General features: G+C 38.1%; 20 protein-coding genes. All 20 read left to right on the forward strand.

The annotated features are described in order from the left end of the window. Nucleotides 1-936 (forward strand): 16S rRNA (cytosine(1402)-N(4))-methyltransferase RsmH, encoded by a 936-nt coding sequence (rsmH, locus tag Q0940_RS13550; protein WP_299269437.1) that lies wholly within the window; start codon nt 1-3, stop codon nt 934-936. Then, nucleotides 936-1,253 carry a cell division protein FtsL gene (gene ftsL, locus Q0940_RS13555; RefSeq protein WP_299269440.1) on the forward strand — a complete coding sequence of 106 codons (318 nt, stop codon included), beginning with the start codon at nt 936-938 and terminating at the stop codon, nt 1,251-1,253. Before rsmH ends, ftsL begins: the two co-directional genes overlap by 1 nt. After that, nucleotides 1,250-3,097, forward strand: a complete 1,848-nt coding sequence (locus Q0940_RS13560) for a penicillin-binding transpeptidase domain-containing protein (protein WP_299269443.1) — start codon at nt 1,250-1,252, stop codon at nt 3,095-3,097. Before ftsL ends, Q0940_RS13560 begins: the two co-directional genes overlap by 4 nt. After that, nucleotides 3,090-4,592, forward strand: coding sequence for a UDP-N-acetylmuramoyl-L-alanyl-D-glutamate--2,6-diaminopimelate ligase (locus Q0940_RS13565; RefSeq protein WP_299269445.1), 1,503 nt, complete (start codon nt 3,090-3,092; stop codon nt 4,590-4,592). Before Q0940_RS13560 ends, Q0940_RS13565 begins: the two co-directional genes overlap by 8 nt. Next, nucleotides 4,589-6,019, forward strand: coding sequence for a UDP-N-acetylmuramoyl-tripeptide--D-alanyl-D-alanine ligase (murF, locus tag Q0940_RS13570; RefSeq protein ID WP_299269448.1), 1,431 nt, complete (start codon nt 4,589-4,591; stop codon nt 6,017-6,019). Before Q0940_RS13565 ends, murF begins: the two co-directional genes overlap by 4 nt. Nucleotides 6,020-6,040: 21 nt before the next feature. Further along, nucleotides 6,041-7,123, forward strand: a complete 1,083-nt coding sequence (mraY, locus tag Q0940_RS13575; protein ID WP_299269451.1) for a phospho-N-acetylmuramoyl-pentapeptide-transferase — start codon at nt 6,041-6,043, stop codon at nt 7,121-7,123. 19 nt (nt 7,124-7,142) lie between these two features. Continuing rightward, nucleotides 7,143-8,537, forward strand: coding sequence for a UDP-N-acetylmuramoyl-L-alanine--D-glutamate ligase (gene murD, locus Q0940_RS13580; RefSeq protein WP_299269453.1), 1,395 nt, complete (start codon nt 7,143-7,145; stop codon nt 8,535-8,537). Continuing rightward, a complete protein-coding gene (gene ftsW, locus Q0940_RS13585) occupies nt 8,534-9,712 on the forward strand; it encodes a cell division protein FtsW (protein WP_299269456.1) in 1,179 nt (392 codons plus the stop codon). Before murD ends, ftsW begins: the two co-directional genes overlap by 4 nt. Continuing rightward, nucleotides 9,705-10,832 (forward strand): undecaprenyldiphospho-muramoylpentapeptide beta-N-acetylglucosaminyltransferase, encoded by a 1,128-nt coding sequence (gene murG, locus Q0940_RS13590; RefSeq protein ID WP_299269459.1) that lies wholly within the window; start codon nt 9,705-9,707, stop codon nt 10,830-10,832. The genes ftsW and murG overlap by 8 nt, the downstream gene beginning before the upstream one ends. Nucleotides 10,833-10,834: 2 nt before the next feature. Beyond that, complete coding sequence (gene murC, locus Q0940_RS13595; RefSeq protein WP_299269462.1) at nt 10,835-12,274, forward strand: UDP-N-acetylmuramate--L-alanine ligase; 1,440 nt, start codon at nt 10,835-10,837, stop codon at nt 12,272-12,274. Beyond that, the gene (locus Q0940_RS13600; protein ID WP_299269465.1) at nt 12,271-13,194 is read left to right on the forward strand and encodes a D-alanine--D-alanine ligase; all 924 of its coding nucleotides are present in this window, start codon (nt 12,271-12,273) and stop codon (nt 13,192-13,194) included. The genes murC and Q0940_RS13600 overlap by 4 nt, the downstream gene beginning before the upstream one ends. Beyond that, the gene (locus Q0940_RS13605; protein ID WP_299269469.1) at nt 13,194-13,919 is read left to right on the forward strand and encodes a cell division protein FtsQ/DivIB; all 726 of its coding nucleotides are present in this window, start codon (nt 13,194-13,196) and stop codon (nt 13,917-13,919) included. Before Q0940_RS13600 ends, Q0940_RS13605 begins: the two co-directional genes overlap by 1 nt. A gap of 41 nt (nt 13,920-13,960) precedes the next feature. Next, nucleotides 13,961-15,190 (forward strand): cell division protein FtsA, encoded by a 1,230-nt coding sequence (gene ftsA, locus Q0940_RS13610; RefSeq protein WP_299269471.1) that lies wholly within the window; start codon nt 13,961-13,963, stop codon nt 15,188-15,190. A gap of 25 nt (nt 15,191-15,215) precedes the next feature. Continuing rightward, complete coding sequence (gene ftsZ / locus Q0940_RS13615) at nt 15,216-16,388, forward strand: cell division protein FtsZ (protein ID WP_299269476.1); 1,173 nt, start codon at nt 15,216-15,218, stop codon at nt 16,386-16,388. A 92-nt stretch (nt 16,389-16,480) separates the two neighbouring features. Beyond that, nucleotides 16,481-17,392, forward strand: a complete 912-nt coding sequence (lpxC, locus tag Q0940_RS13620) for a UDP-3-O-acyl-N-acetylglucosamine deacetylase (RefSeq protein WP_299269478.1) — start codon at nt 16,481-16,483, stop codon at nt 17,390-17,392. A 366-nt stretch (nt 17,393-17,758) separates the two neighbouring features. Next, nucleotides 17,759-18,838 carry a 4-hydroxyphenylpyruvate dioxygenase gene (gene hppD / locus Q0940_RS13625; protein WP_299269480.1) on the forward strand — a complete coding sequence of 360 codons (1,080 nt, stop codon included), beginning with the start codon at nt 17,759-17,761 and terminating at the stop codon, nt 18,836-18,838. Nucleotides 18,839-18,861: 23 nt separating this feature from the next. Then, on the forward strand, nt 18,862-19,410 hold the full coding sequence (locus Q0940_RS13630; RefSeq protein WP_299269483.1) for a VOC family protein: 549 nt from the start codon (nt 18,862-18,864) through the stop codon (nt 19,408-19,410). Further along, nucleotides 19,407-20,414, forward strand: a complete 1,008-nt coding sequence (locus tag Q0940_RS13635; RefSeq protein WP_299269487.1) for a fumarylacetoacetate hydrolase family protein — start codon at nt 19,407-19,409, stop codon at nt 20,412-20,414. The genes Q0940_RS13630 and Q0940_RS13635 overlap by 4 nt, the downstream gene beginning before the upstream one ends. 221 nt (nt 20,415-20,635) lie before the next feature. After that, nucleotides 20,636-22,132, forward strand: coding sequence for an Hsp70 family protein (locus tag Q0940_RS13640; protein ID WP_299269490.1), 1,497 nt, complete (start codon nt 20,636-20,638; stop codon nt 22,130-22,132). A 343-nt stretch (nt 22,133-22,475) separates the two neighbouring features. Beyond that, nucleotides 22,476-23,225 (forward strand): SDR family oxidoreductase, encoded by a 750-nt coding sequence (locus tag Q0940_RS13645; protein ID WP_299269493.1) that lies wholly within the window; start codon nt 22,476-22,478, stop codon nt 23,223-23,225. The last annotated feature ends 35 nt before the right edge of the window (nt 23,226-23,260 follow it).

Raw genomic sequence — 23,260 nt, forward strand, 5'->3', positions numbered from 1 at the left:
ATGACAGAAGCACACGTTTCAGTTTTATTAAAAGAATCAATTGATGCTTTGGCAATTAAGCCAAATGGTATTTATGTCGATTGTACATTTGGTCGTGGTGGTCATTCGGGTGAAATTTTAAAACAGCTTAATAGTGATGGCCGTTTATATGCAATTGACCGAGATCCAACCGCGATTGAAGCGGCAAAAAAATTCGCAGACAATGAAAGCTTTCATATAGATCATTGTCCGTTTTCCCAGCTACAAGCTATTATTGAAAAACATGATTTAATTGGCAAGGTAGACGGTATTTTAATGGACTTAGGCGTTTCTTCTCCACAGCTTGATGAAGCCGACCGTGGTTTTAGTTTTATGAAACCAGGCCCTTTAGATATGCGTATGGATAATACCAGCGGTATCAGTGCTGCTGCTTGGTTAGCTAAAGCGGAAGAAGAAGATATTGCATTTGCCTTAAAAACCTATGGTGAAGAAAAGTTTGCTAAGCGTGTTGCCAGAAAAATAGTGGAAACGCGTAAAGAGTCTCCTTTATTAACCACAACAGATTTAGCGACTTTGGTGGCTAGCTGTGTACCAAAAAGCAAAGCGGAAAAGAAACATCCTGCAACTCGCACATTCCAAGGTATTCGTATTTATATCAACAGCGAGTTGGTCGAGATTGAAGCTGCACTTGAAGCTTCATTAAATGTATTGAAAGCCGGTGGCAGATTGTCTGTGATCAGTTTCCATTCGTTGGAAGACCGCATTGTAAAACAGTTTATTCGTAAAGAAAGTCAAGGCAAGCAAGTACCAAGAGGTCTGCCTATGACTGAAGCTGAGTTAAATGTTGGCATTAAACTTAAGCCTATTGGTAAAGCGAATAAGCCAACAGATGAAGAAATTACTAAAAATAGTCGAGCGCGTAGCTCAGTTCTTAGAGTTGCTGAAAGGCTAGCCTAATGAAAAATATAATCGATAGCGAATTAGCAAAACTGATCTTTAAGGATATAGGTAAGTATAAATTTACTCTTGGGTTTTTATTACTTAATGTTATTTTTGCTATCACTGTCGTTCATTGGGCACAACTTAATAGACAAATGGTGATCCAACAAGATGTATTGTTGCAACAACGCGACGATATAGACTTACGCTGGCGTCATCTGTTATTAGAGCAACGCTCTTTGGCTGAACACAGCAGAGTGGAAAGCATTGCTCGTAATCGTCTTGGTATGAAACGTCCAACAACGGATGAAGAAGTTGTGGTGACGCTACCGTGAAAGATTGGCTAAATAAATCCTCAAAGACGAATAAAAAACAAACTCAAAGCCGACGCTCTGCTAATGCAAAGTCGCTCGGTAAAAAGCCGCTTGGCAATAAATCAAATAAGCAAGCCAAACAAATCGCTAAGCCGGGATTTAACCGTTGGCGTTTTCAGTTTGTGGTTGTGTCTTTAGTTTTAGTTTTCAGTATTGTGGTTTCCAGAGCTGCATTTTTACAAATTATTCAACCTGACCGTTTACGTATAGAAGGTGATAACCGTACTGTTCGTATTAAGGAAGGTACCGTTCAACGTGGCATGATCACTGACAGAAACGGCGAAGAATTAGCGGTAAGTGTACCAGTACAAACTATTTGGGCCGATCCTAAACAAGTACTTGAGTATCCAGAATTTGAAACTGACGTTAGGTGGGAAGCCTTAGCGAAAGTTTTAGATATGCAAGAGCATGAATTAGTAGCCCGTATTACCAACAATTCAAAAAAGCGCTTTATTTATCTTAAACGTAAAACTAACCCTGTTGTTGCCGATTATGTTCAGCAGCTTCGTATTCCTGGTGTCCGTTTAAGAGAAGAGTCAAAACGCTATTATCCGGCTGGTGAAATTACCGCGCATATTGTTGGCTTTACCAACATAGATGGTAAAGGCATCGAGGGGATAGAGTTACGTCATAATGATTGGATGATAGGAACGCCAAGTAAGCGTAAAATAATTAAAGACGCCAAAGGCCGAGAAATCGAAGTTTTGGAAGAGGAAAAAGGTTCAAAACCACAAAATGTAGTATTGACCATAGATCAACGAATTCAATCTGCCGTTTATCAAGAACTTAAAAAAGCAGTACAGACTTACGAAGCTACATCCGGCTCTGCCATTGTCGTTGATGTAAAAACGGCGGAAGTATTAGCTATGGTAAATAGCCCGTCATTTAATCCTAACAATCGTAATAATGTACCACTACGCAGTATTCGTAATAGAGCAATTACCGACACTTTTGAACCGGGTTCAACGGTTAAACCTTTATCAGTTATTAATGCGCTAGATTATGGTTCATACGGTACGTTAGATTTAGTCGACACTTCACCGGGTTATATGCGCCTTGGCGGCAGCCGAGTTTCTGATCCGAGAAACCGTGGTCAAATTAGTTTAGCGGATGTACTTAAATTTTCTTCTAATATGGGCTCTAGTAAATTAGCGTTATCGACACCTAAAGAGTCATTTTTAGATATTTTTTACCGCATGGGATTAGTTGATTACAGTGGTATTGATTTAATTGGTGAAAGCACTGGGATATTCAATGAACGCAGACGTTGGTCTGATATTGAAGTTGCGACTTTATCTTACGGTTATGGTATTTCAGTAACGGCGGCTCAATTAGTAAAAATGTATACCACTATTGGTGCTGGTGGCGTAAGTAAGCCGTTATCTATTGTTAAAACAGAATTGAAAAAACCAGAAGAGCAAGTGATCAGCAAAGAGATTGCTAATGACGTACTTGCCATGATGGAAAGTGTGGTGAGTGCGGATGGTTCTGGTAAACGTGCAATTGTAAAAGGTTATCGCGTTGCAGGTAAAACAGGTACAAGTATAAAAGCGGTTGGCGGTGGTTATGGAAATGACTACGTCAATGTATTTGCTGGAGTAGGTCCAGTATCTAATCCAGAAATAGCAATAGTGGTGGTGATTAATGAACCGAAAGGGGATTATTATTATGGTGGAGAAACCGCAGCCCCAACCTTTGCGAAAATAATGAGACAGACATTGAGAACATTGAACATTGCGCCCGATGCATTAGGGGAATCTAAAATTCAGTTGGCTGATGTTAAAAGGGAGAGCTCTGGTGACTAATTGGCAAGATATAGGACAGCAATTAAAAAAGGCTCAAGTTGTACTTGAGCCTTCTGCACGTTTAATACCTGACAGTAGACAGGTAACTAAAGGTGATATATTCATTGCCACAAAAGGCTTTGACCAAGACGGTGCTAGTTATATTAACAAAGCATTAGACTTAGGCGCGGTGGCGATTTTAGTATCTGACGCTTGTGATGAACACTTGTACAATAAGCTAAGTAATGTGGTGTTAGTACCAGATTTAGAGAGAAAAATAGCTAATATAGCCAAAGAGTTTTATATAAAAGATCAGTCGGTTTCTATGCCGGTTATAGCGGTTACTGGCACCAATGGTAAAACCTCTATTAGTCATCTTTTGGCGCAATTAAGCCAAATTTGTTTACAGCAAGAGTCTGCGGTTATTGGCACTATTGGCACTGGGTCGATAAACGACTTACAGCCAAGTAGTAATACCACGCCGGGTGTTACCGAAATATATCGTTTAATTAGTCAGTTTTTAGTGAAAAATTATGGCTCATTAACAATGGAAGTGTCTTCTCATGCTTTAGAGCAGGGGCGCATTGAAGGACTAGATTTAGACGTTGCCATCTTTACCAATTTAACGTTAGACCATCTTGATTACCACGGTACGATGGAAGCGTATTTTGAAGCCAAAGCAAAGCTATTTAATGAATACCAACCTAAATGTGCTGTGATAAATGTAGACGACAAATATGGTCGTCGCCTTGCGGATATGGTTGCCAATCAAACTCGAGTGATTGCTTATGGTCAATCGGATAACGTTAAAGCTTATTCAGATTATGTTTATATTCGTGGTTTTGAGTGCCATACACATGGCTTATCAATCGACATAGAATGGCAAGTTATCGGCGCTAAAGAAGAGTGCTTTTTACAATTGCCAATTTACGGTGAATTTAATTGCTTAAATTTAGCGGCTGTTTTTGCAACTGCGTTAACGTTAAATTGGCCAATTGTTGCTGGTCATTTTAGTCAATTAAAACCGGTTCCGGGACGTTTAGAGTTATTTGTAAAACCTAACCTGCCCGTTGCTGTTGTTGATTATGCTCATACTCCAGATGCACTTGAACAGTCTTTGTTAGCGGTAAGAAAACATTTATCCGGTGAGTTATACGTTATTTTTGGTTGTGGCGGTGAGCGTGATGTAAGTAAACGTCCAATTATGGGGAAGCTTGCTCAAGAGCATGCAGACCATGTGATCATCACTAACGACAATCCAAGAACAGAAGATGAAGATAAGATCATTGCGGATATTGAAGCTGGAATGACAGGTTCAAATTATCAAATAATTAAAAGCCGTAAAGAAGCCATTGAACTTGCGTTACAAAGTGCAACGGCAAGTGATGCTATTTTAATTGCCGGTAAAGGTCATGAAACGTATCAAGTTATCGGTACTGAAAGTATTGATTACAATGAACGGGATTATGTTGAAAAACTAATGGCTACATTTACCAATCATGGCGGCATGATATGATAAATGTCCCGTTAAAATGGATCAAAGACACGTTATCGTTAACCGATGAGCAAGTGCTTAATCTGCCTAGTGATAACTGCTCAGAGCAAAAGGTTGTGGCCTTCTCAACGGACAGCCGAACGATTAAAGCTGGGCATGTATTCATTGGATTACGCGGTCCTAATTTTGACAGTAATGCCTTTATTGAAGATGTAAAAAATAAAGGGGCTATCGCAGTTATTGTCGATACACCAAGTCCAATTGATATTCCTCAATTTGTGGTTGAAGACACGCTGATTGCCTACGGCAAATTAGCCGCAAAAGTTGCATCTACCGTTAATGCTAAAACCATAGCGATTACTGGAAGTGTCGGTAAAACGTCGGTTAAAGAAATGTGTGCTGCTATTTTATCTCTCAAAGGTAATGTATTAGCTACTAATGGCAATTTTAATAATGAAATTGGTGTACCTCATACATTAATGCGTTTAGAGCCGAGTCATGAGTATGCGGTAATCGAATTAGGCGCAAATCATATTGGCGAAATTGCTTACACCACAGAATTAGCTCAGCCGGATGTCGCTATTTTAAATAATGTTGCAGAAGCGCATTTGGAAGGTTTTGGCAGTATTCAAGGTGTGGTTCAAGCTAAGGGTGAGATTTTTAACGGTTTAAACGATGACGGTATCGCTATTGTAAATGGTGACTCTGAATTTAAAGAATATTGGTTAACACGTTTAAATCAGAAGTTTCATGCAAATCCAAAACATATTTTACAGTTTGGTTTAAGTGCTGAACTGAACTCTATACCGGGTACTGTCACCGCCTCAAATATAAGCTTAAATAAACTTGGCTGTGCAACATTCACTTTACATATTAATGATGAAAGTATTTCGATTGAGTTGGTTCTCCCTGGAAAACACAATGTAACGAACGCATTAGCTGCTGCGGCTGCGTGTTATTCAGTTGGGGCAAGATTACAGGAAATTAAGACTGGTTTGTTAAACATGGCCAGTGTGAAAGGTCGAGTCGACATACACCAAATTTCAGATAGCGTATTAATTATAGATGACACCTACAATGCGAATGTGCAGTCGGTTAAAGCGGCCATTGATTTATTGTCAAGCTATGAAGGTAAGAATGTATTTGTATTAGGTGATATGGCAGAGCTAGGAACAGACACTAGACGTTATCATCAAGAAGTAGGTGAGTACGCACTAACTAAAAATATAGATGTATTGATGTCAATTGGTGAATTAAGCCAAAGTGCGTCGTCGGTAATGAATGAAAAAGGTGAACATTTTAGTTCTCAAGCTGATGTGATAACAAAGCTTGAACAATTAATTAGTAACACAGAGTGTGCAATTTCAATATTAGTGAAAGGTTCCAGAAGTGCAAAAATGGAACAGATAGTTGAACAAGTAATTGCTAATAATAGTTTAAGCAAGTAAGAAAATGAGAAAGGTAAGATTATGTTAGTTTGGTTAGCGGAATATTTAACGCAGTATTATTCTGGTTTTAATGTGTTTTCATATATCACATTTAGAGCCATCCTAAGTGTGCTTACAGCTATGGTGTTGTCATTATATTTTGGACCAAAATTAATACGTAAATTACAACGTATGCAAATTGGACAAACAATTAGAGATGACGGTCCAGAAAGTCACTTAAGTAAGTCAGGTACACCCACCATGGGCGGCATTCTTATTTTAGGCTCAATTGCTGTGAGTACTTTATTATGGGCTGATCTTTCTAATCAATATGTTTGGGTTGTCCTAACCGTTGTGCTTGGTTATGGAATTGTTGGTTTTGTTGATGATTATCGTAAGGTTATTCGCAAAGATAGTAATGGGCTTATTGCTCGTTGGAAATACTTTTGGTTGTCGGTTATTGCCATTGTTGTTGCCGTCTTTTTATATATGAATGCTGAACACCCTGCAGAAACATCATTAGTGGTTCCCTTCTTTAAAGACGTAATGCCGCAACTTGGTTTGTTATATTTATTAGTGGTGTATTTTACTTTGGTTGGAACCAGTAACGCGGTTAATTTAACAGACGGACTTGATGGGCTTGCGATTGTGCCAACTATTATGGTGGCCGCGGCGTTAGCGTTAATTGCGTATTTAACCAGTAACGTTAATTTCTCTGAATACTTACATATTCCTTATATTCCAAAAGCAGATGAACTTACCGTTGTGTGTACTGCAATTTTTGGTGCAGGCCTTGGCTTTTTATGGTTTAACACGTATCCGGCGCAAGTATTTATGGGCGATGTTGGCTCATTAGCTTTGGGCGGAGCTTTAGGTATTATTGCCGTGTTAGTTCGCCAAGAGTTAGTGTTGTTTATTATGGGTGGCGTATTTGTAATAGAAACAATGTCGGTGATTTTACAAGTAGGGTCTTTTAAATTACGTGGTGAACGTATTTTTAAAATGGCACCAATTCATCATCATTATGAATTAAGTGGTTGGCCTGAACCTAGAGTAATTGTGCGTTTTTGGATCATTTCTTTGATCTTAGTTTTAATTGGTTTAGCAACGCTTAAACTTCGCTAATTTAAAAACAGAGAGCATTATGTCTAACACATTGAACAATAAATTTATTCAAGAATTACAGCATAGCAAAGTAGCTATTGTTGGTATGGGCATGTCTGGCATGTCAGTTCTTAGATTTATGTTGGATAAAGACATAACGCCCAAAATTTTTGATTCTCGTTTAGTTCCGCCAATAGCAGAAAAAGATCAACGTTTTATTAATCAGGTTGAGCGTCAATTTGGTGAGTTCAACATTGACGAATTTAAAGATTTTGATTATGTCATTGTTAGCCCAGGGATCAGTTTAAAAGAACCTGCATTAGCAAATGCCCAACGTTATAACGAAAATGTATTCTGTGATGTAGAGTTATTTGCACGTATTAATAATAAACCAGTTATTGCGGTAACGGGCTCAAATGGTAAATCTACTGTAGTAGCTTGGCTTGAAGACTTTTTAGGCCGCATGGGGAAAAATGCAGTAGCCTGCGGTAATTTTGGTGTGCCGGTTTTGGATGTTATTGAATATGGTTATAACGGTGAACCTGTTGATATTTTCATTATGGAATTATCAAGTTTTCAGTTGGAATCAACCCACAGCTTAATATGTGAAGCGGCAACTGTGCTTAACGTTACGCCAGATCATATGGACAGATATGAGTCATTTTCTGAATATAGCCGAGCGAAACTTCGTATTTATCAACACTCAAAATTATGTCTATATAACAATGATGACTTTGAAACCAAACCGTTATTAAATTGTAATAAGGTACATGCATTTGGTACAGAGGCACAGTCTCGTGCTGAAAGTTACTGGTACTTTAATAAAGAAACTGAAGAGCTCGTTTTAAATAATGAAGTAATTGGTAATTTAGGGCAGCTGTCTTTATCTGGCTCACATAATGGGTTAAATGCGATAGTTGTATTAGCATTAGCCAATGCCCTAGGTGTTGACCCTGTTGAAGAATTTCATAATCTTAGTCATTTCACTGGCTTACCGCATCGCTGTAAATTTATTGCCGATGCTAATGGTGTCTTGTTTGTGGATGACTCTAAAGCAACAAACGTTGCATCAACACAAGCTGCCATAAATGGATTAGCAAAATCTTCTGAAAAGAACATAGTATTGATTGCCGGTGGTGATGCAAAAGGCGCTGATCTTTCTGAATTACGAGACGATATTAATAAACATGTTAAAAAGGTTATTGCCTTTGGTAAAGATAAAATTCAATTCACTGAATTCTTAAAGCCAGAACAATTAGTGTTAGTGAACTCTATGGCTGAAGCTGTAGAGCAGTCGGTTAAATTAGTGCAGCAAGGGGATATCGTTTTATTATCACCCGCTTGTGCAAGTATTGATATGTACAAGAACTATCAACACCGTGGAATTGACTTTAAAGACAATGTGTTAGCCGCCATAAGTGGGTTAACTAAATGAGTAAAATTGGTTTTGGTTTAGTTAGTTTAACTAAACGGAACAAAATAAAAGAACAAGAGCCGGTTTTTTATGACCGAGGTTTGTTATTTCTGGTACTTGCATTATTGGCGTTTGGTTGGGTTATGGTGACCTCAGCATCTTTGCCAATATCGGAAAAGTTATACAATAACGAGTATTATATTTCTATTAAACACGCTGGCTTTATTATTGTTGCATTAATGTCTATGTTGGTTGTTTTGTTCTTTAAAATGCAGTGGTGGCAACGTTTTAATATGCAATTGCTACTTGTTGCTGTCGTATTATTAATTGCGGTTTTACTGGTCGGTTCTACCGTAAATGGTAGTCGTCGTTGGTTGTCAGTAGGGATCTTTAATTTACAAGCAGCAGAAGTCGCTAAGTTGTTCTTCTTTAGTTTTTTGGCTGGGTATTTAGTACGTCAGCATGAGCAGCTAAGAGAAAATGTAATTGGTTTTGCTAAGCCACTTGTTGTGTTTATGATCTTAGCTATTTTATTACTGATGCAGCCAGATTTAGGTACGGTAATTGTGATGTTTGTTACAACCGTTGCTTTGTTATTTTTAGCTGGCGCAAAGATTTGGCAGTTTATTGCATTAATCGCTAGTGGTTTATTAGCTATATCGAGTCTTATTATTTTAGAACCATATAGGATGAGACGTGTAGTATCTTTTGTCGATCCTTGGGCTGACCCTTTTGGTAGCGGTTACCAGTTAACACAATCACTAATGGCTTATGGTCGAGGTGGTTGGTCGGGTTTAGGGCTAGGTAATAGTATTCAAAAATTAGATTATTTGCCTGAATCACATACTGACTTTATTGCTGCGGTTATTGCAGAAGAAATTGGATTTTTAGGTTTATCTATTTTGGTATTAGCACTTGGTTGGCTGGTGTATAAAATTTTAAATATTGGCCGTTTAGCTATGGAAAAGTCTCAACATTATAATGGTTTTTTTGCTTATGCTATTGGAATTTGGATTGCCTTTCAGGTGTTTGTAAATATAGGTGCAAGCGCCGGTATGTTGCCAACTAAAGGATTAACTTTACCTTTTATATCATATGGTGGCAGTAGCTTAATCGTATTTTCTATTGCCATAGCCATAGTATTAAGAATTGATTTTGAAACACGCGCACTTGAACGGTCAGAAGCTAATGAATAATAACAATACATCTAAATGTGCAGTCATTATGGCAGGCGGAACTGGTGGACATATATTCCCAGGTTTAGCGCTAGCTAAAGCATTAACCATTCAAGGTTGGAATGTTGAATGGATTGGAACGGCAGATAGAATGGAAGCTGATATAGTTCCTAAATATAACGTTCCTATTCATTATATTGAAGTTAAAGGCGTGCGCGGTAATGGTATTAAACGCTTAGTGAAAGCACCGTTTATGTTGTTAAAAGCATTTTTACAGGCAAGAAAAATATTTAAGCAATTAAAGCCTAATTTAGTTATTGGTTTTGGTGGTTATGCTTCTGGTCCTGGAGGAATTGCAGCTTGGTCATTAGGTTTACCTTTAATTGTGCATGAGCAAAATGCCGTTGCCGGAATGACGAATCGTTGGTTAGCAAAAATAGCTAAGAGAACCTTGTTGGCATTTCCAAACGCAAAAGTATCGTTGCAAGGCATTGACACTGAAGTGGTTGGTAATCCTGTGCGAGCTGATATTGCCGATTTGAATAAAATACCAAAGCGTGGATTAACTGCACAAGATGAAATTAGAATATTAGTTATTGGTGGGAGCTTAGGTGCTAGGCCTTTAAATCAAGAGTTGCCGGATGTGTTTTATCAATTACATCAACAAGGTTTAAAAATTAATATTCATCATCAAGTGGGGAAAGGTAATAAACAAACTGTGGTGACTGAATATACTAACGCTCAATCTCATTCAGGTTCAGCTGCTGAGTTAGCCGTTACTATTGACGAATTTATTGATGATATGCCATCTGTTTTGTCATGGGCTGATTTGGTAATATGTAGAGCTGGTGCATTAACGGTTTCTGAACTTGCAGCGTCTGGTAATGTCGGAGTATTTATACCGTTACCTTATGCGGTAGATGATCATCAAACAGCCAATGCAAATTGGTTGGTAGAGGCTGATGCCGCGGTATTAATGCCGCAAAATGAAATTAAACAAAAGCTTGTTTTAACGTTGACCGAGTTGATTAACGACCCTAGTAAAATCAACCAAATGCAGAATAATGCAAAACAACAAGCAATATTAACCACAACCGACCGTATGGTTGAATTGTGCCAAGAAATGGAAGTAAGTCATTGAGTATGCAAATTAACTTCGAAAATACAGCGATGCGCCGATTAAACACTATTCACTTTGTTGGGATTGGTGGCGCAGGTATGGGAGGTATTGCCGAAGTTTTATTAAACGAAGGTTATCAAGTCGCGGGTTCTGATATTAACGAAAACACCGTTACCCAAAGGCTAAGAGAGCAAGGTGCCATTGTTCACATAGGTCACAGTGAAGATAACTTAGATAATGTGAGTGTTGTTGTTGTTTCAAGTGCAATAGATGAATCTAATGTTGAAATTCAAACGGCACGTAAACGTCGTATTCCTATTGTTCGTCGTGCTGAAATGTTGGCAGAGTTAATGCGTTTTCGTTTTGGTATTGCTATCTCTGGAACTCATGGCAAAACAACCACAACTAGTTTAATTGCAAGTATTTTTGGCGAAGCAAAAAAAGATCCAACCTTTATAATTGGTGGTCTACTAAATAGCGCAGGGACTAATGCGCGTTTAGGTAAAAGTCATTATTTAATTGCTGAAGCCGATGAAAGTGATGCATCGTTTTTACATTTACAACCTATGATATCGGTTGTAACAAATATTGAAGCAGATCATATGGAAACATATGGTGGTGACTTTGAAAAAATGAAACAAACATATATTGAATTTTTACATAACCTACCATTTTATGGCCTTGCTGTTGTGTGCGGTGATGACGATGTTGTGCAAGAAATTTGCAGTAATTTAGGTCGTAAAGTTGTGACTTATGGATTTAATAATTATAACGATTATGTGATCTCTGATTTCAAACAAACAGGGACTCAAACTTCGTTTGCGGTGAATTCTGTAGATAAAGAATTGTCTATCACGCTTAATTTACCCGGTGTACATAACGCATTAAATGCGACAGCTGCTATTGCAGTGGCGCATGAAGAAGGTATTGATGATACTTTTATTATTGCGGCATTAGAAAAATTTGAAGGTATAGGTCGTCGTTTTCAACAGCATGGTGATTTTGATACTGGCCGTGGCATTGTGAAATTAATGGATGATTATGGTCATCACCCAACGGAAGTTGCTGCAACTATTGCGGCTGTGCGTGCTGCTTGGCCAGAAAGACGAGTTGTAATGTGTTACCAACCACATAGATACAGCCGTACCAATGATTTATATGATGACTTTATCAGAGTGTTATCTAAAGTTGATTGTCTGTTATTACTTGATGTATATAGCGCGGGTGAAAAACCAATTGTAGGTGCAGACAGTCGTAGTTTGGCTCAGTCAATTCGTGTGCGTAATCATATCGATCCTATTTTTGTTGCAACGCCAGCAGATTTACCTCGTGAGTTAGCAAACGTGATCAATGATGGTGACATTATTATCACTCAAGGTGCTGGCAATATAAATTCAGTATTAAAAACCTTAGTTGCGTGTGAAATGAAAGTTGAGAAGCTAGCTGAGGTTACTGAGTTATGAGCTTAGATGCTAAAATCTTTGGTAAGGTTGCAGTTATGTTTGGCGGAGAGTCAGCTGAACGTACAGTTTCATTAAACTCAGGTGCTGCGGTATTAAATGCATTGATATCTCAAGGTGTAGATGCACATAAATTTGATCCAAAAGACAGTCCACTGACAGACTTAACAAAGAATAATTTTGATCGTGTGTTTATTGTATTACACGGTCGTGGTGGTGAAGACGGCGCTTTACAAGGCGCATTAAGTTATATGGGACTGCCGTTTACTGGCACTGGCGCTCAAGGGTCTGCTTTTGCTATGGATAAAGTCCGTAGTAAGTATTTATTTTTAGGCGCTCAATTACCAACTGCACCATTTTTTGTGGTGAATAAAGGCGATAACTTTGATTGCCAACAAATATTAAACCAGTTATCGGGTAAGGTAATGGTTAAACCTGCTAATGAAGGTTCTAGTATTGGTATGGGGGAAGCGCATTCAGTTGAGCAGTTAGAGTCAGCCATTAATAATGCGTTTAACTATGACTCTGAAGTGTTAGTTGAACAATGGGTTACTGGACGTGAAGTTACCGTGAGCATCTTAAATGGAGTGGCGTTACCAATTATTGAAATGCGTACATCACATGAATTTTATGATTATGATGCTAAGTACATTACAGGTGATACTGAATACTTATGTCCTGCGCCATTAGGGGCTGAGTTGACTAAAGAAGTTCAGGATGTTGCAGTGAAGGTATTTAACATCGTAGGAGGTTCTGGTTGGGGACGTGTGGACTTTATTATCGGTGAAAACAATCAGTTGAATGTATTGGAAGTTAATACAGTGCCGGGTATGACGGAAACATCGTTAGTACCAAAAGCAGCTGCTGCTAATAACATCGATTTTTCGAGCTTAGTGATAAATATTTTAAAGGGCACTCTTTAATGACAGAGAAACCAATGAAGAAATTGAAAAGTTCTAGCTTTTTAGGCGGAATTGTTTTCTTTTTTTTGGTTATCTTCCTGATTATATGGGGGTATAATACCCTGCTAAGCTGGGCTCAGAGTAAAAATGATTCGCCAATTAATGCTGTTGTTGTTCATGGTGAGTTTCGTTATTTAAAACGTGATGAATTAGAACAAAAGATTGTACAAAAATTGGACGGTAGTTTCTTTTCATTAGACGTCGTTCGGTTACAAAATAAAATAGAAGAAAACCCTTGGGTTTACAGCGCTTCTATCCGTAAAGAGTGGCCTAGAAAGCTACATATTTATGTTGTAGAGCAAGACGCTTTTGCTATTTGGAATAATGATTTACTTTTAAACAAATTTGGTGACGTGTTTTACGCTAATGATGTTAAAGTAGACGATAATCTCGCTCGTCTTTATGGGCCTGAAGGAAATGAGAAAGACGTATTAGCTGGTTATGTGGATATGCAGTACCTTTTGAAGTTGCATAACTTTAAAATTAGCGAGTTAGTTTTATCAGAAAGATATGCTTGGCAGGTATGGTTAAAATCAGGCATACACTTAAATTTAGGCCGCTCAGATAAAATGTCTAGAGTGCAAAGATTTTTAGATTTACAACCATTATTGGTTGAGTACGGCGACAAAAAGATAGCTCGTGTAGATTTACGTTATGACATAGGTTTAGCGGTGTCATGGCAATAAATATTATTATTACAACAATATAAGTGCGATAAGCGAAAAGTATGAACTCAAGTGCAAAAGCCAACGATCGAAATTTAATAGTCGGTTTAGATGTAGGTACTTCAAAAGTAGTTGCTGTAGTTGGTGAAATTACACCAGATCAGCAAATAAGTATTGTTGGTGTTGGACATCATGCTAGTCATGGTATGGATAAAGGCGGAGTTAATGACTTAAATTTAGTTATTGGCTCGGTACAGAGAGCGATTAATGAAGCTGAGTTAATGGCTGATTGTCGTATATCCTCTGTGTATTTAGCAATAAGTGGAAAACACATCTCTTGTCAGAATGAGAGTGGCATGGTGCCAATTAATGATTCTGAAGTAACCGCTGACGATGTTGAAAACGTCATCCATGCTGCAAAAGCGGTTCCTATGGCAGCTGAAAGAAAAATGTTACATGTATTACCACAAGAATTTTCGGTAGATATGCAAGAAGGAATTAAAAGCCCGATAGGCATGTCTGGTGTTAGAATGGAAGCTAAAGTACACATAGTGACTTGCGCTAATGACATGGCGAAAAACATAGTTAAATGTGTTGAACGTTGTGAATTAAAAGAAGATCAATTGATTTTTAGTGCGTTAGCCTCAAGTTACTCTGTTCTAACAGATGATGAAAGAGAGTTAGGTGTTTGTGTTGTTGATATGGGCGGGGGAACATTAGACATTGCTATTTATGTTAACGGAGCAATTAGACACTCAGCAGTATTACCTATCGCTGGTAACCAAGTTACGAATGATATAGCGAAGATATTCCGCACGCCAATTAGTCATGCGGAAGATATTAAAGTTAAATACGGTGCGGCGTATCGTAATTTGGCAAGTGCGGAAGAAAGTATAGAAGTTCCTAGTGTTGGTGGTCGACCTTCAAGAACTATGTCCAGGCATATGTTGGCAGAAGTCATTGAACCTAGATATCAGGAAATATTTGAATTGATTTTGGATGAGATTCGCAAATCAGGTCTTGGAGATCAAATAGCTGCAGGCATAGTGTTAACTGGCGGTACGTCAAAAATGACAGGTGCTGTTGAATATGCTGAGCAAATATTCCAAATGCCGGTGCGAGTAGGGACGCCTGTTGGTGTTAAAGGGCTAACAGAATATGTGCAGGACCCTAGTTATGCTACAGCTGTTGGTTTGTTGTTATATGGAATGGAAAAACAACAATCTAACGATGAAGAAAAAGAACAAAGCTGGTTGCACAGAATAGCAAGCTGGTTCAAAGGCGAATTTTAAAGAATTTTAGACGGAGAGTATGACGATGTTTGAGTTAATGGATAATCATAACGAAGAAGCTGTCATTAAAGTATTTGGTGTAGGTGGCGGCGGCGGTAATGCTGTTGATCATATGGTTAAAGAATCTATCGAAGGGGTAGATTTTATTGCTGCGAATACAGATGCACAAGCATTACGTAATTCAGGCGCTGGTACGACATTACAGTTAGGTAAAGAAGTCACTAAAGGGTTGGGCGCAGGCGCAAATCCTGATGTTGGCCGTCAATCAGCGTTGGAAGATAGAGCTAATATTGCAGCTTCAATGGAAGGTGCTGATATGGTCTTTATTGCAGCTGGTATGGGTGGTGGCACTGGAACAGGTGCTGCACCAGTGGTTGCTGAGATTGCTAAAGAATTAGGTATATTAACGGTTGCCGTTGTAACTAAACCTTTTGCCTTTGAAGGTAAAAAGCGTTTAAGTTACGCTGACCAAGGAATTGAAGAATTATCACGTAGTGTTGACTCTTTGATCACAATTCCAAACGATAAGTTATTAAAAGTACTAGGGCCAAAAACAAGCCTGTTGGATGCATTTAAAGAAGCAAATAATGTACTTCTTGGCGCAGTTCAAGGTATTGCTGAGTTAATTACTCGCCCTGGTTTAATCAATGTCGATTTCGCGGACGTAAGAACGGTTATGTCAGAAATGGGCACTGCTATGATGGGAACGGGTTCTTCATCTGGTCCAGACCGAGCTCAAGAAGCGGCTGAATCAGCTATATCTTCTCCATTGCTAGAAGATATTGATTTAGCAGGCGCTAAAGGTATTTTAGTTAATATCACAGCTGGTTTAGACATTAGTATTGAAGAATTTGAAACTGTTGGTAACACGGTTAAAGCATTTGCATCAGAGAACGCAACGGTTGTTGTTGGTGCTGTAATTGATATGGATATGCAAGATGAGCTAAGAGTAACGGTTGTTGCTACTGGCATCGGCGGTGAAAAGCGTGCTGATATTTCTTTAGTACCTGCAACACCAATGGCAGCAACAGGAACATCTGGAATGTCGAATATGTCTGGAACATCAGGTATGTCAGCACAGTCAAATGCTGTAGCTCAGCCTATGCAAGAGCAGCAACCACTGATTGAACCAGAAGAGACAAAAGAAGAAGAAAACTATTTTGATATCCCAGCTTTTTTGAGAAAACAAGCTGACTAAATATTGAACTATTGCGGATTTTACTAATTAAGTGTATAATCCGCCGACATTTTTTAATATGCAATGTTTAGTAGTAAGAGTGAGGTTAATTAATGATTAAGCAACGTACTATCAAATCTTCAGTTACTACAACTGGGATTGGTTTACACAAAGGTGAAAAGGTTACTTTAACCTTGCGTCCTGCTGCGGATAATACTGGTATTATCTTTATGCGCACGGATTTATCTCCTGTGGCAGAATTTGTAGCATCGCCAGAAATGGTTGGTGATACTCAAATGTGTACATGTTTAATTAATGATCAGAACCAACGTTTATCTACAACTGAGCACTTGATGGCTGCAATTGCGAGTCTTTCAATTGATAACTTAATTGTTGAAGTTGATTCATCTGAGATTCCAATTATGGATGGTAGTTCATTGCCGTTTATCTTCTTATTGCAAGAAGCTGAAGTGGTAGAGCAAACTGCGCTACGTCGTTATATTAAAATAACTAAACCTGTTCGTGTTGAAATTGACGATAAATGGGCTGAATTAAGACCATACAATGGTTTTAAAATTGATTTTAGAATTTCATTTGATCACCCAATTATTTCTAAATCATCACAACGTATCAGTGTTGATATTACAGCCGACTCATTTCTTAAAGAGATCAGCCGTGCAAGAACCTTTGGCTTTATGCGTGATATTGAGTATTTAAGAAATAACAATCTAGCGTTAGGTGGCAACATGGATAACGCGATTGTTTTAGATGAATATCGTGTATTAAATCCAGATGGTCTACGTTATGACGATGAATTTGTTAAGCATAAAATATTAGACGCTGTTGGTGACTTGTATATGACAGGTAAACCTCTATTAGCCGAATTTGTTGCATTTAAATCAGGCCACGACTTAAATAATAAAGTTTTAGTGGAATTGATGAATAACAAAGATTGTTGGGAATACGTGACGTTTGAAAACGAAACACCTGAATTAGTTACCAATAGCTTACCTCAATTGGTATAAAACAATATTTGTTAAAAAAAAGCGCTTATAGCGCTTTTTTTGTGCCTGTGACTTTATTATCAATAATACTATATTGGCAACCTCTGCCTTCATATATTTACAACCACCTTCTTTATTGTAAACACAGCGATGCATAGAGCCGTTTATTGTAAAGATAACTTGCCTATAAAAACCGTCAAACATTCACTTGAGTAATTAACTGATATTTGGGCTATTTGCTATATTGCAGCCATATAAATAGAAGTTGTTTAGACGTTTGAGTATTCATTACTTAGCCGTTAAACAAACATAATAAAAATAACTATGAAACATAATCATAGATAAAACTTAAAACTTAAGACTTAACAGTTTAATGGGGAATATAACTTGGCTGATTTATTTGAAAACCCAATGGGGTTAGACGGATTTGAATTCGTAGAATTTTGTGCACCTGAAAAAGGAATACTTGAACCTATCTTTACAGCAATGGGCTTTAGTAAAGTTGCTTCGCATAAATCAAAAGATGTGCAGTTGTGGCGTCAAGGTGATATCAGTTTTATCTGTAATTATGAGAAAGGCAGCCATGCTGATTATTATGCGCAAGAACATGGCCCATCAGCTTGTGGTTTAGCATTTAGAGTTAAAGATGCTCAGTTTGCTTACTCTGAAGTATTGAAAAAAGGCGCTCAGCCGGTTCATATTGAAACTGGCCCTATGGAATTACGTTTACCTGCTATTAAAGGCATAGGTGGTGCTACGCTGTATTTAATTGACCGTTATAAAGATACTAATACTATTTATGATATTGATTTTAACTGGGTTGACGGTGCTGACCGTAACCCTGAAGGTTGTGGTTTCCACACGTTGGATCATCTAACTCATAATGTTTATCGCGGCCGGATGGATTACTGGGCTTCATATTACCAAGACTTATTTAACTTCCGTGAAATTCGTTACTTTGATATTAAAGGTGAATACACGGGCTTGTTATCAAAGGCCATGACTGCCCCCGATGGGAAAATACGTATTCCTCTAAATGAAGAGTCTGGTGCAGGCGGTGGTCAGATTGAAGAATTCTTAATGCAATACAACGGGGAAGGTATTCAGCATATTGCATTCTCTTGTGATGATTTGATTTCATGTTGGGATAGGCTTAAAAAATCTGGTGTGAAGTTTATGACAGCACCTCCAACAACCTACTACGATATGTTAGCGGAACGTTTACCTGGTCATGGTGAACCTGTTGATGAGCTACAAGCGCGTGGCATTTTATTAGACGGAACAACTGGTGATGGTCAACCTAGACTACTTTTACAAATATTTTCTGAAGCATCGTTAGGCCCTGTATTTTTCGAGTTTATTCAGCGTAAAGAAGATGATGGATTTGGTGAAGGTAACTTCAAAGCGTTATTTGAGTCGATAGAACGTGACCAAGTAAACCGTGGTGTTGTCGGTGACGAAAAATAAGATAGCTAATACAGGAGCTAATTATGAAAACTCAAGGTATTCACCATGTTGCTTATCGATGCATCAATGCGAAAAAAACCATGGTATTTTATCGTGACTTGTTAAACATGGAGTTTATGTTGGCGATTGCTGAAGATAACGTTCCTTCAACAGGCGATCCTGATCCTTACATGCATATTTTTATGGACTCAGGGCGCGGTAATGTATTGGCATTTTTTGAAATTCCTAATTCACCTGATATGGGTCGTGATGAAAACACGCCAGCTTGGGTTCAGCATATTGCCTTTCAAGTTAACTCTATCGATGATTTATTAGAAGCTAAAGATAGTTTAGAAGCCGCTGGGATTGATGTACTAGGCCCAACTAATCATACTATTTTTAAGTCGATATACTTTTTTGATCCAAACGGTCACCGTATTGAATTAGCAGCTAATACCGGTAAACCTGGTATGTTAGACGAATTAAAACGAGTAGCGCCTGCTATGTTAGATGAGTGGGACAAAACTAAAAAAGCACCACAACACGCAGCTTGGTTGCACAGTGGTGAAGACTTTCCAGGAAGTGAATCATGAAATTAGCAAGTTTGAAATCAGGCCGTGATGGCAAGTTAGTGGTTGTGAATAACGCATTGACCAAAATGGTTAATGCGACAGATATAGCGCCAACGATGCAAGCTGCGTTAGATGATTGGGACTATGTTGAGCCTAAACTTAACGCTTTATATGCTGATTTAGAAAGTGGTGTAATTGCGGGGGAAGTGTTTGATCAAACAAACTGTGAGTCGCCTTTGCCACGAGCATATCAATGGGCCGATGGCAGTGCTTATGTTAACCACGTTGAGCTTGTTCGCAAAGCGCGTAATGCAGAAATGCCTGCTACCTTCTGGACTGATCCATTAATGTATCAAGGTGGCTCCGACAGTTTCTTAGCTCCACGTTCACCTATCGTTATGCCACAAACGGATGGCTTTGGTGTTGATTTTGAAGCGGAAGTTGCAGTTATAACTGATGATGTTCCTATGGGCGTATCAGCAGATGATGCGGTAAATTATGTTCGTTTAATCATGATAGTTAATGACGTGTCATTACGCGGTTTAATACCAAATGAGCTTGGTAAAGGTTTTGGATTTTTCCAATCAAAACCATCAAGTGCATTTAGTCCCGTTTGTGCAACACCTGAGCAATTAGGCGATGCATGGCAAGGTGGGAAGTTATCGTTACCTTTAATTTCAATTTTAAATGATGGTATGTTTGGTAAACCGGAAGCCGGTGTTGATATGACATTTAATTTTGGTCAGCTAATCGCTCATGCTGCTAAAACTCGACCTTTATGTGCCGGCACGATAATTGGCTCGGGCACCGTATCTAATAAATTAGATGGTGGTGCAGGAAAACCAGTTAAAGACGGTGGCGTTGGTTATAGCTGTATTGCAGAAATTAGAATGATTGAAACTATCGAGCACGGTAAACCAACAACTCCATTTATGCAGTTTGGTGACAAAATACAAATAGAGATGTTTGATAAGCAAGGTCAGTCTTTATTTGGTCAAATTAATCAGACACTGCAACAGCAGTGATCTTCATAAGTATAAATAAATAGCCTCATTGTTTAATGGGGCTTTTTTTTGCTCAAAAAAATGTTATTTATGACTAAATTTTATTATATAAAACTCTGGTTACAGTAATAAAAATAAAGTGATCTTTTTAACTGAAATTATTCATAGCCTTTTGATTAAATATGGGTAGAATTGTTTGCCGATTTTTCTGGTAAATTTAACAAATAAAAAAAGAGTGCAGCATGGTAACAGTAGGTATTGATTACGGAACATCTAACTCGGAAGTTGTGTTATTTGACGGTAAAGAACATCATTATATTGAGCTGGATAGAGAATCCAAAACCCCATTTAAGATCCGTTCTTCGGTATTTATTTATTATGAAGACGATTTACCTCTTCCTCCGGTTGAAGTTATTGAAGAAAAAGTTCAACGTATTAAACGCGCTATTACTGCACAGCTAGATAAAGCTAAAGATAAATACGAAGAAGCAAAGAACCCAGCTGATGAACGCCGCTATTTAAAACAAATCGACCAACTACGTGCTGAATTCCATAATACGCCTGCGTTACAACGCAGAGCGATTAACGAGCTGTTAAAGAATCAGTCGGTGGATGATTTACCTTTACATAAAATGGTAGAGACGGGCACATTCTTGTTTGGCGAAGCAGGCTTTAAACAGTATTTAAAAACACCAGAAAAAGGTCGCTTAATTTATTCACCTAAAAACTTTTTGGGCGCGAATTTATTAGCTGGCCAAAAAGACGCATTTGTTGGCCTGATTGCAAAACAACTAACATTCTTTAAAGAAGCCGCAGAAGCTCAATTAGGCAAGAAAGTGACGGGCGCAGTTATTGGTCGACCGGTTAAGTATCATGGTACGCGTGGTGAAGATGGAAACTCACAAGCCATTACCATAATGACAGAAGCTTCAAAACTAGCTGGCTTTGAAAAAATCGATTTCTTGGAGGAGCCAATAGCAGCCGCTTACCGAATAGAGCAAAACCTAACGGAAGAAAAAGTAGCACTAGTTATTGATATCGGTGGCGGTACAACAGATGTGTGTTGCATTCGTTTAGGTACTCAAAAACAACATGAGTACGATAGACAACAAGATGTATTGTCGGTTACTGGTACTCGCCTTGGTGGAATGGAATGTGATAAAAATCTGATCTTAAAATGTATAGCTCCTGCTATGGGGTTAGGCACAGAAACTACCAATGGTATACCAATTCCTCCATTGTACTATAACGACATGGTAGCTGTAGATGATATACCAAGATTAAATAAATTCTTTACTGATGAAACGGGACTAGAGATAGCACAAACTATATCTGTAGCTAAAGAGCCTAAAAAATTAGAGAAGCTATTAATAGTACAAGAAGAAAAACAATCAGCGCGTTTGGTTAACTCTTCTAGAATGGCAAAAGAAATGCTGTCTGAAAAAGATCACATTGTATTACCATTAAAATACATTGAACCTGACTTCACAGTAGAGCTTACAGAAAATGATTTAAAACGCTCTATGGTTGGCTGGATGTCTAGAGTTCGAGCACTAGTAAATGAATGTTTGAATAATAGTAGTGAAAAACCAGATATATTATTTTTAACCGGTGGTATGAGTTTATCGCCAGTTGTACAAAAAGACATTAAAGAAATGTTACCAGATATACCAATTGTGACGGCTGATGCCTTTAAATCAATATCAGAAGGTTTAAGTATTCAGGCTAATAAACTTTAACTAATACACCTCCAAGCTAATCGTCTCATTCTATTGGAACTACCAATATGGGGCGTTTTTTTACTTTTTATAAAAGATTTTAAATCACTTATTAAATTCACTTAATGGGTGAATTAGGTAAATAATTATATAGGTAGGCCTAGATATTAGGTTGTTTTAACCTTATTTCTACCTAAAATCATCAATCATGGTCAACCAATAGTAAATAATTGGTTGACATTGGTTTGATTAATGGTTAATTTCTACATTCTACTAGCTTCAGAGCGAATAAAGGAGTGCGGTTCTTTTTACTGTATGAAGTTAGAAAATTTTAATATTAGATAATTAAGTTCTGGAGAATAGAATGTCGATGAAAGGCAAAGTAGCAATTATAGCAGGCGGTGGACGTGACATAGGCCGTGCATGTGCAATTGATTTAGCAGAAAAAGGTGCGAATATTGTTCTTACTTATCACTCAAGTAAAGAAACCGCGCAATCTGCAGTAGCAGAAATCGAAGCTCTGGGTTGTAAAGCTATTGCAATTAAAGCTGATTTAACGTTAAAAGCTGATGTTGACGCAACGGTTAAAGCAGCACTAGATACGTTTGGTTCAATTGATACTTTAGTACATGTATCAGGTGGATTAATTGGACGTGTTAAAGTATCTGAAATGTCTTTAGAACATTGGACTAACGTTATGAACTTAAACTTAACGTCTTTGTTCATGATGTCTAATGCATGTATCCCTCATTTGAAACCTGGAAGTACTATTGTGACTTTCGCTTCTCAAGCAGCACGTGATGGCGGTGGTCCTGGATCAGCAGCTTATGCAGCATCTAAAGGTGCAGTAATGTCATTCACTCGTGGTCTTGCTAAAGAGCTAGGTGTTAATAACATTCGTGTAAATAGTGTATGTCCAGGTATGATCAGCACAGGTTTCCACGATACTTTCACTAAAGATGAAGTTCGTAAAAACGTAGCGGGTGCAACAGCGCTTAAACGTGAAGGTACTTCACAAGAAGTGGCTAAGTTAGTTACTTTCTTAGCAAGTGCTGATTCATCATATATGACAGGTAACTGTGTAGATATTAACGCTGGTATCTTATTCTCTTAATAAGCCCAGTTTAAATATTTAACATAAAAAAAAGA

The sequence above is a fragment of the uncultured Psychrosphaera sp. genome (genome assembly GCF_947500655.1).
In the GTDB taxonomy this organism is placed as follows: Bacteria; Pseudomonadota; Gammaproteobacteria; order Enterobacterales; family Alteromonadaceae; genus Psychrosphaera.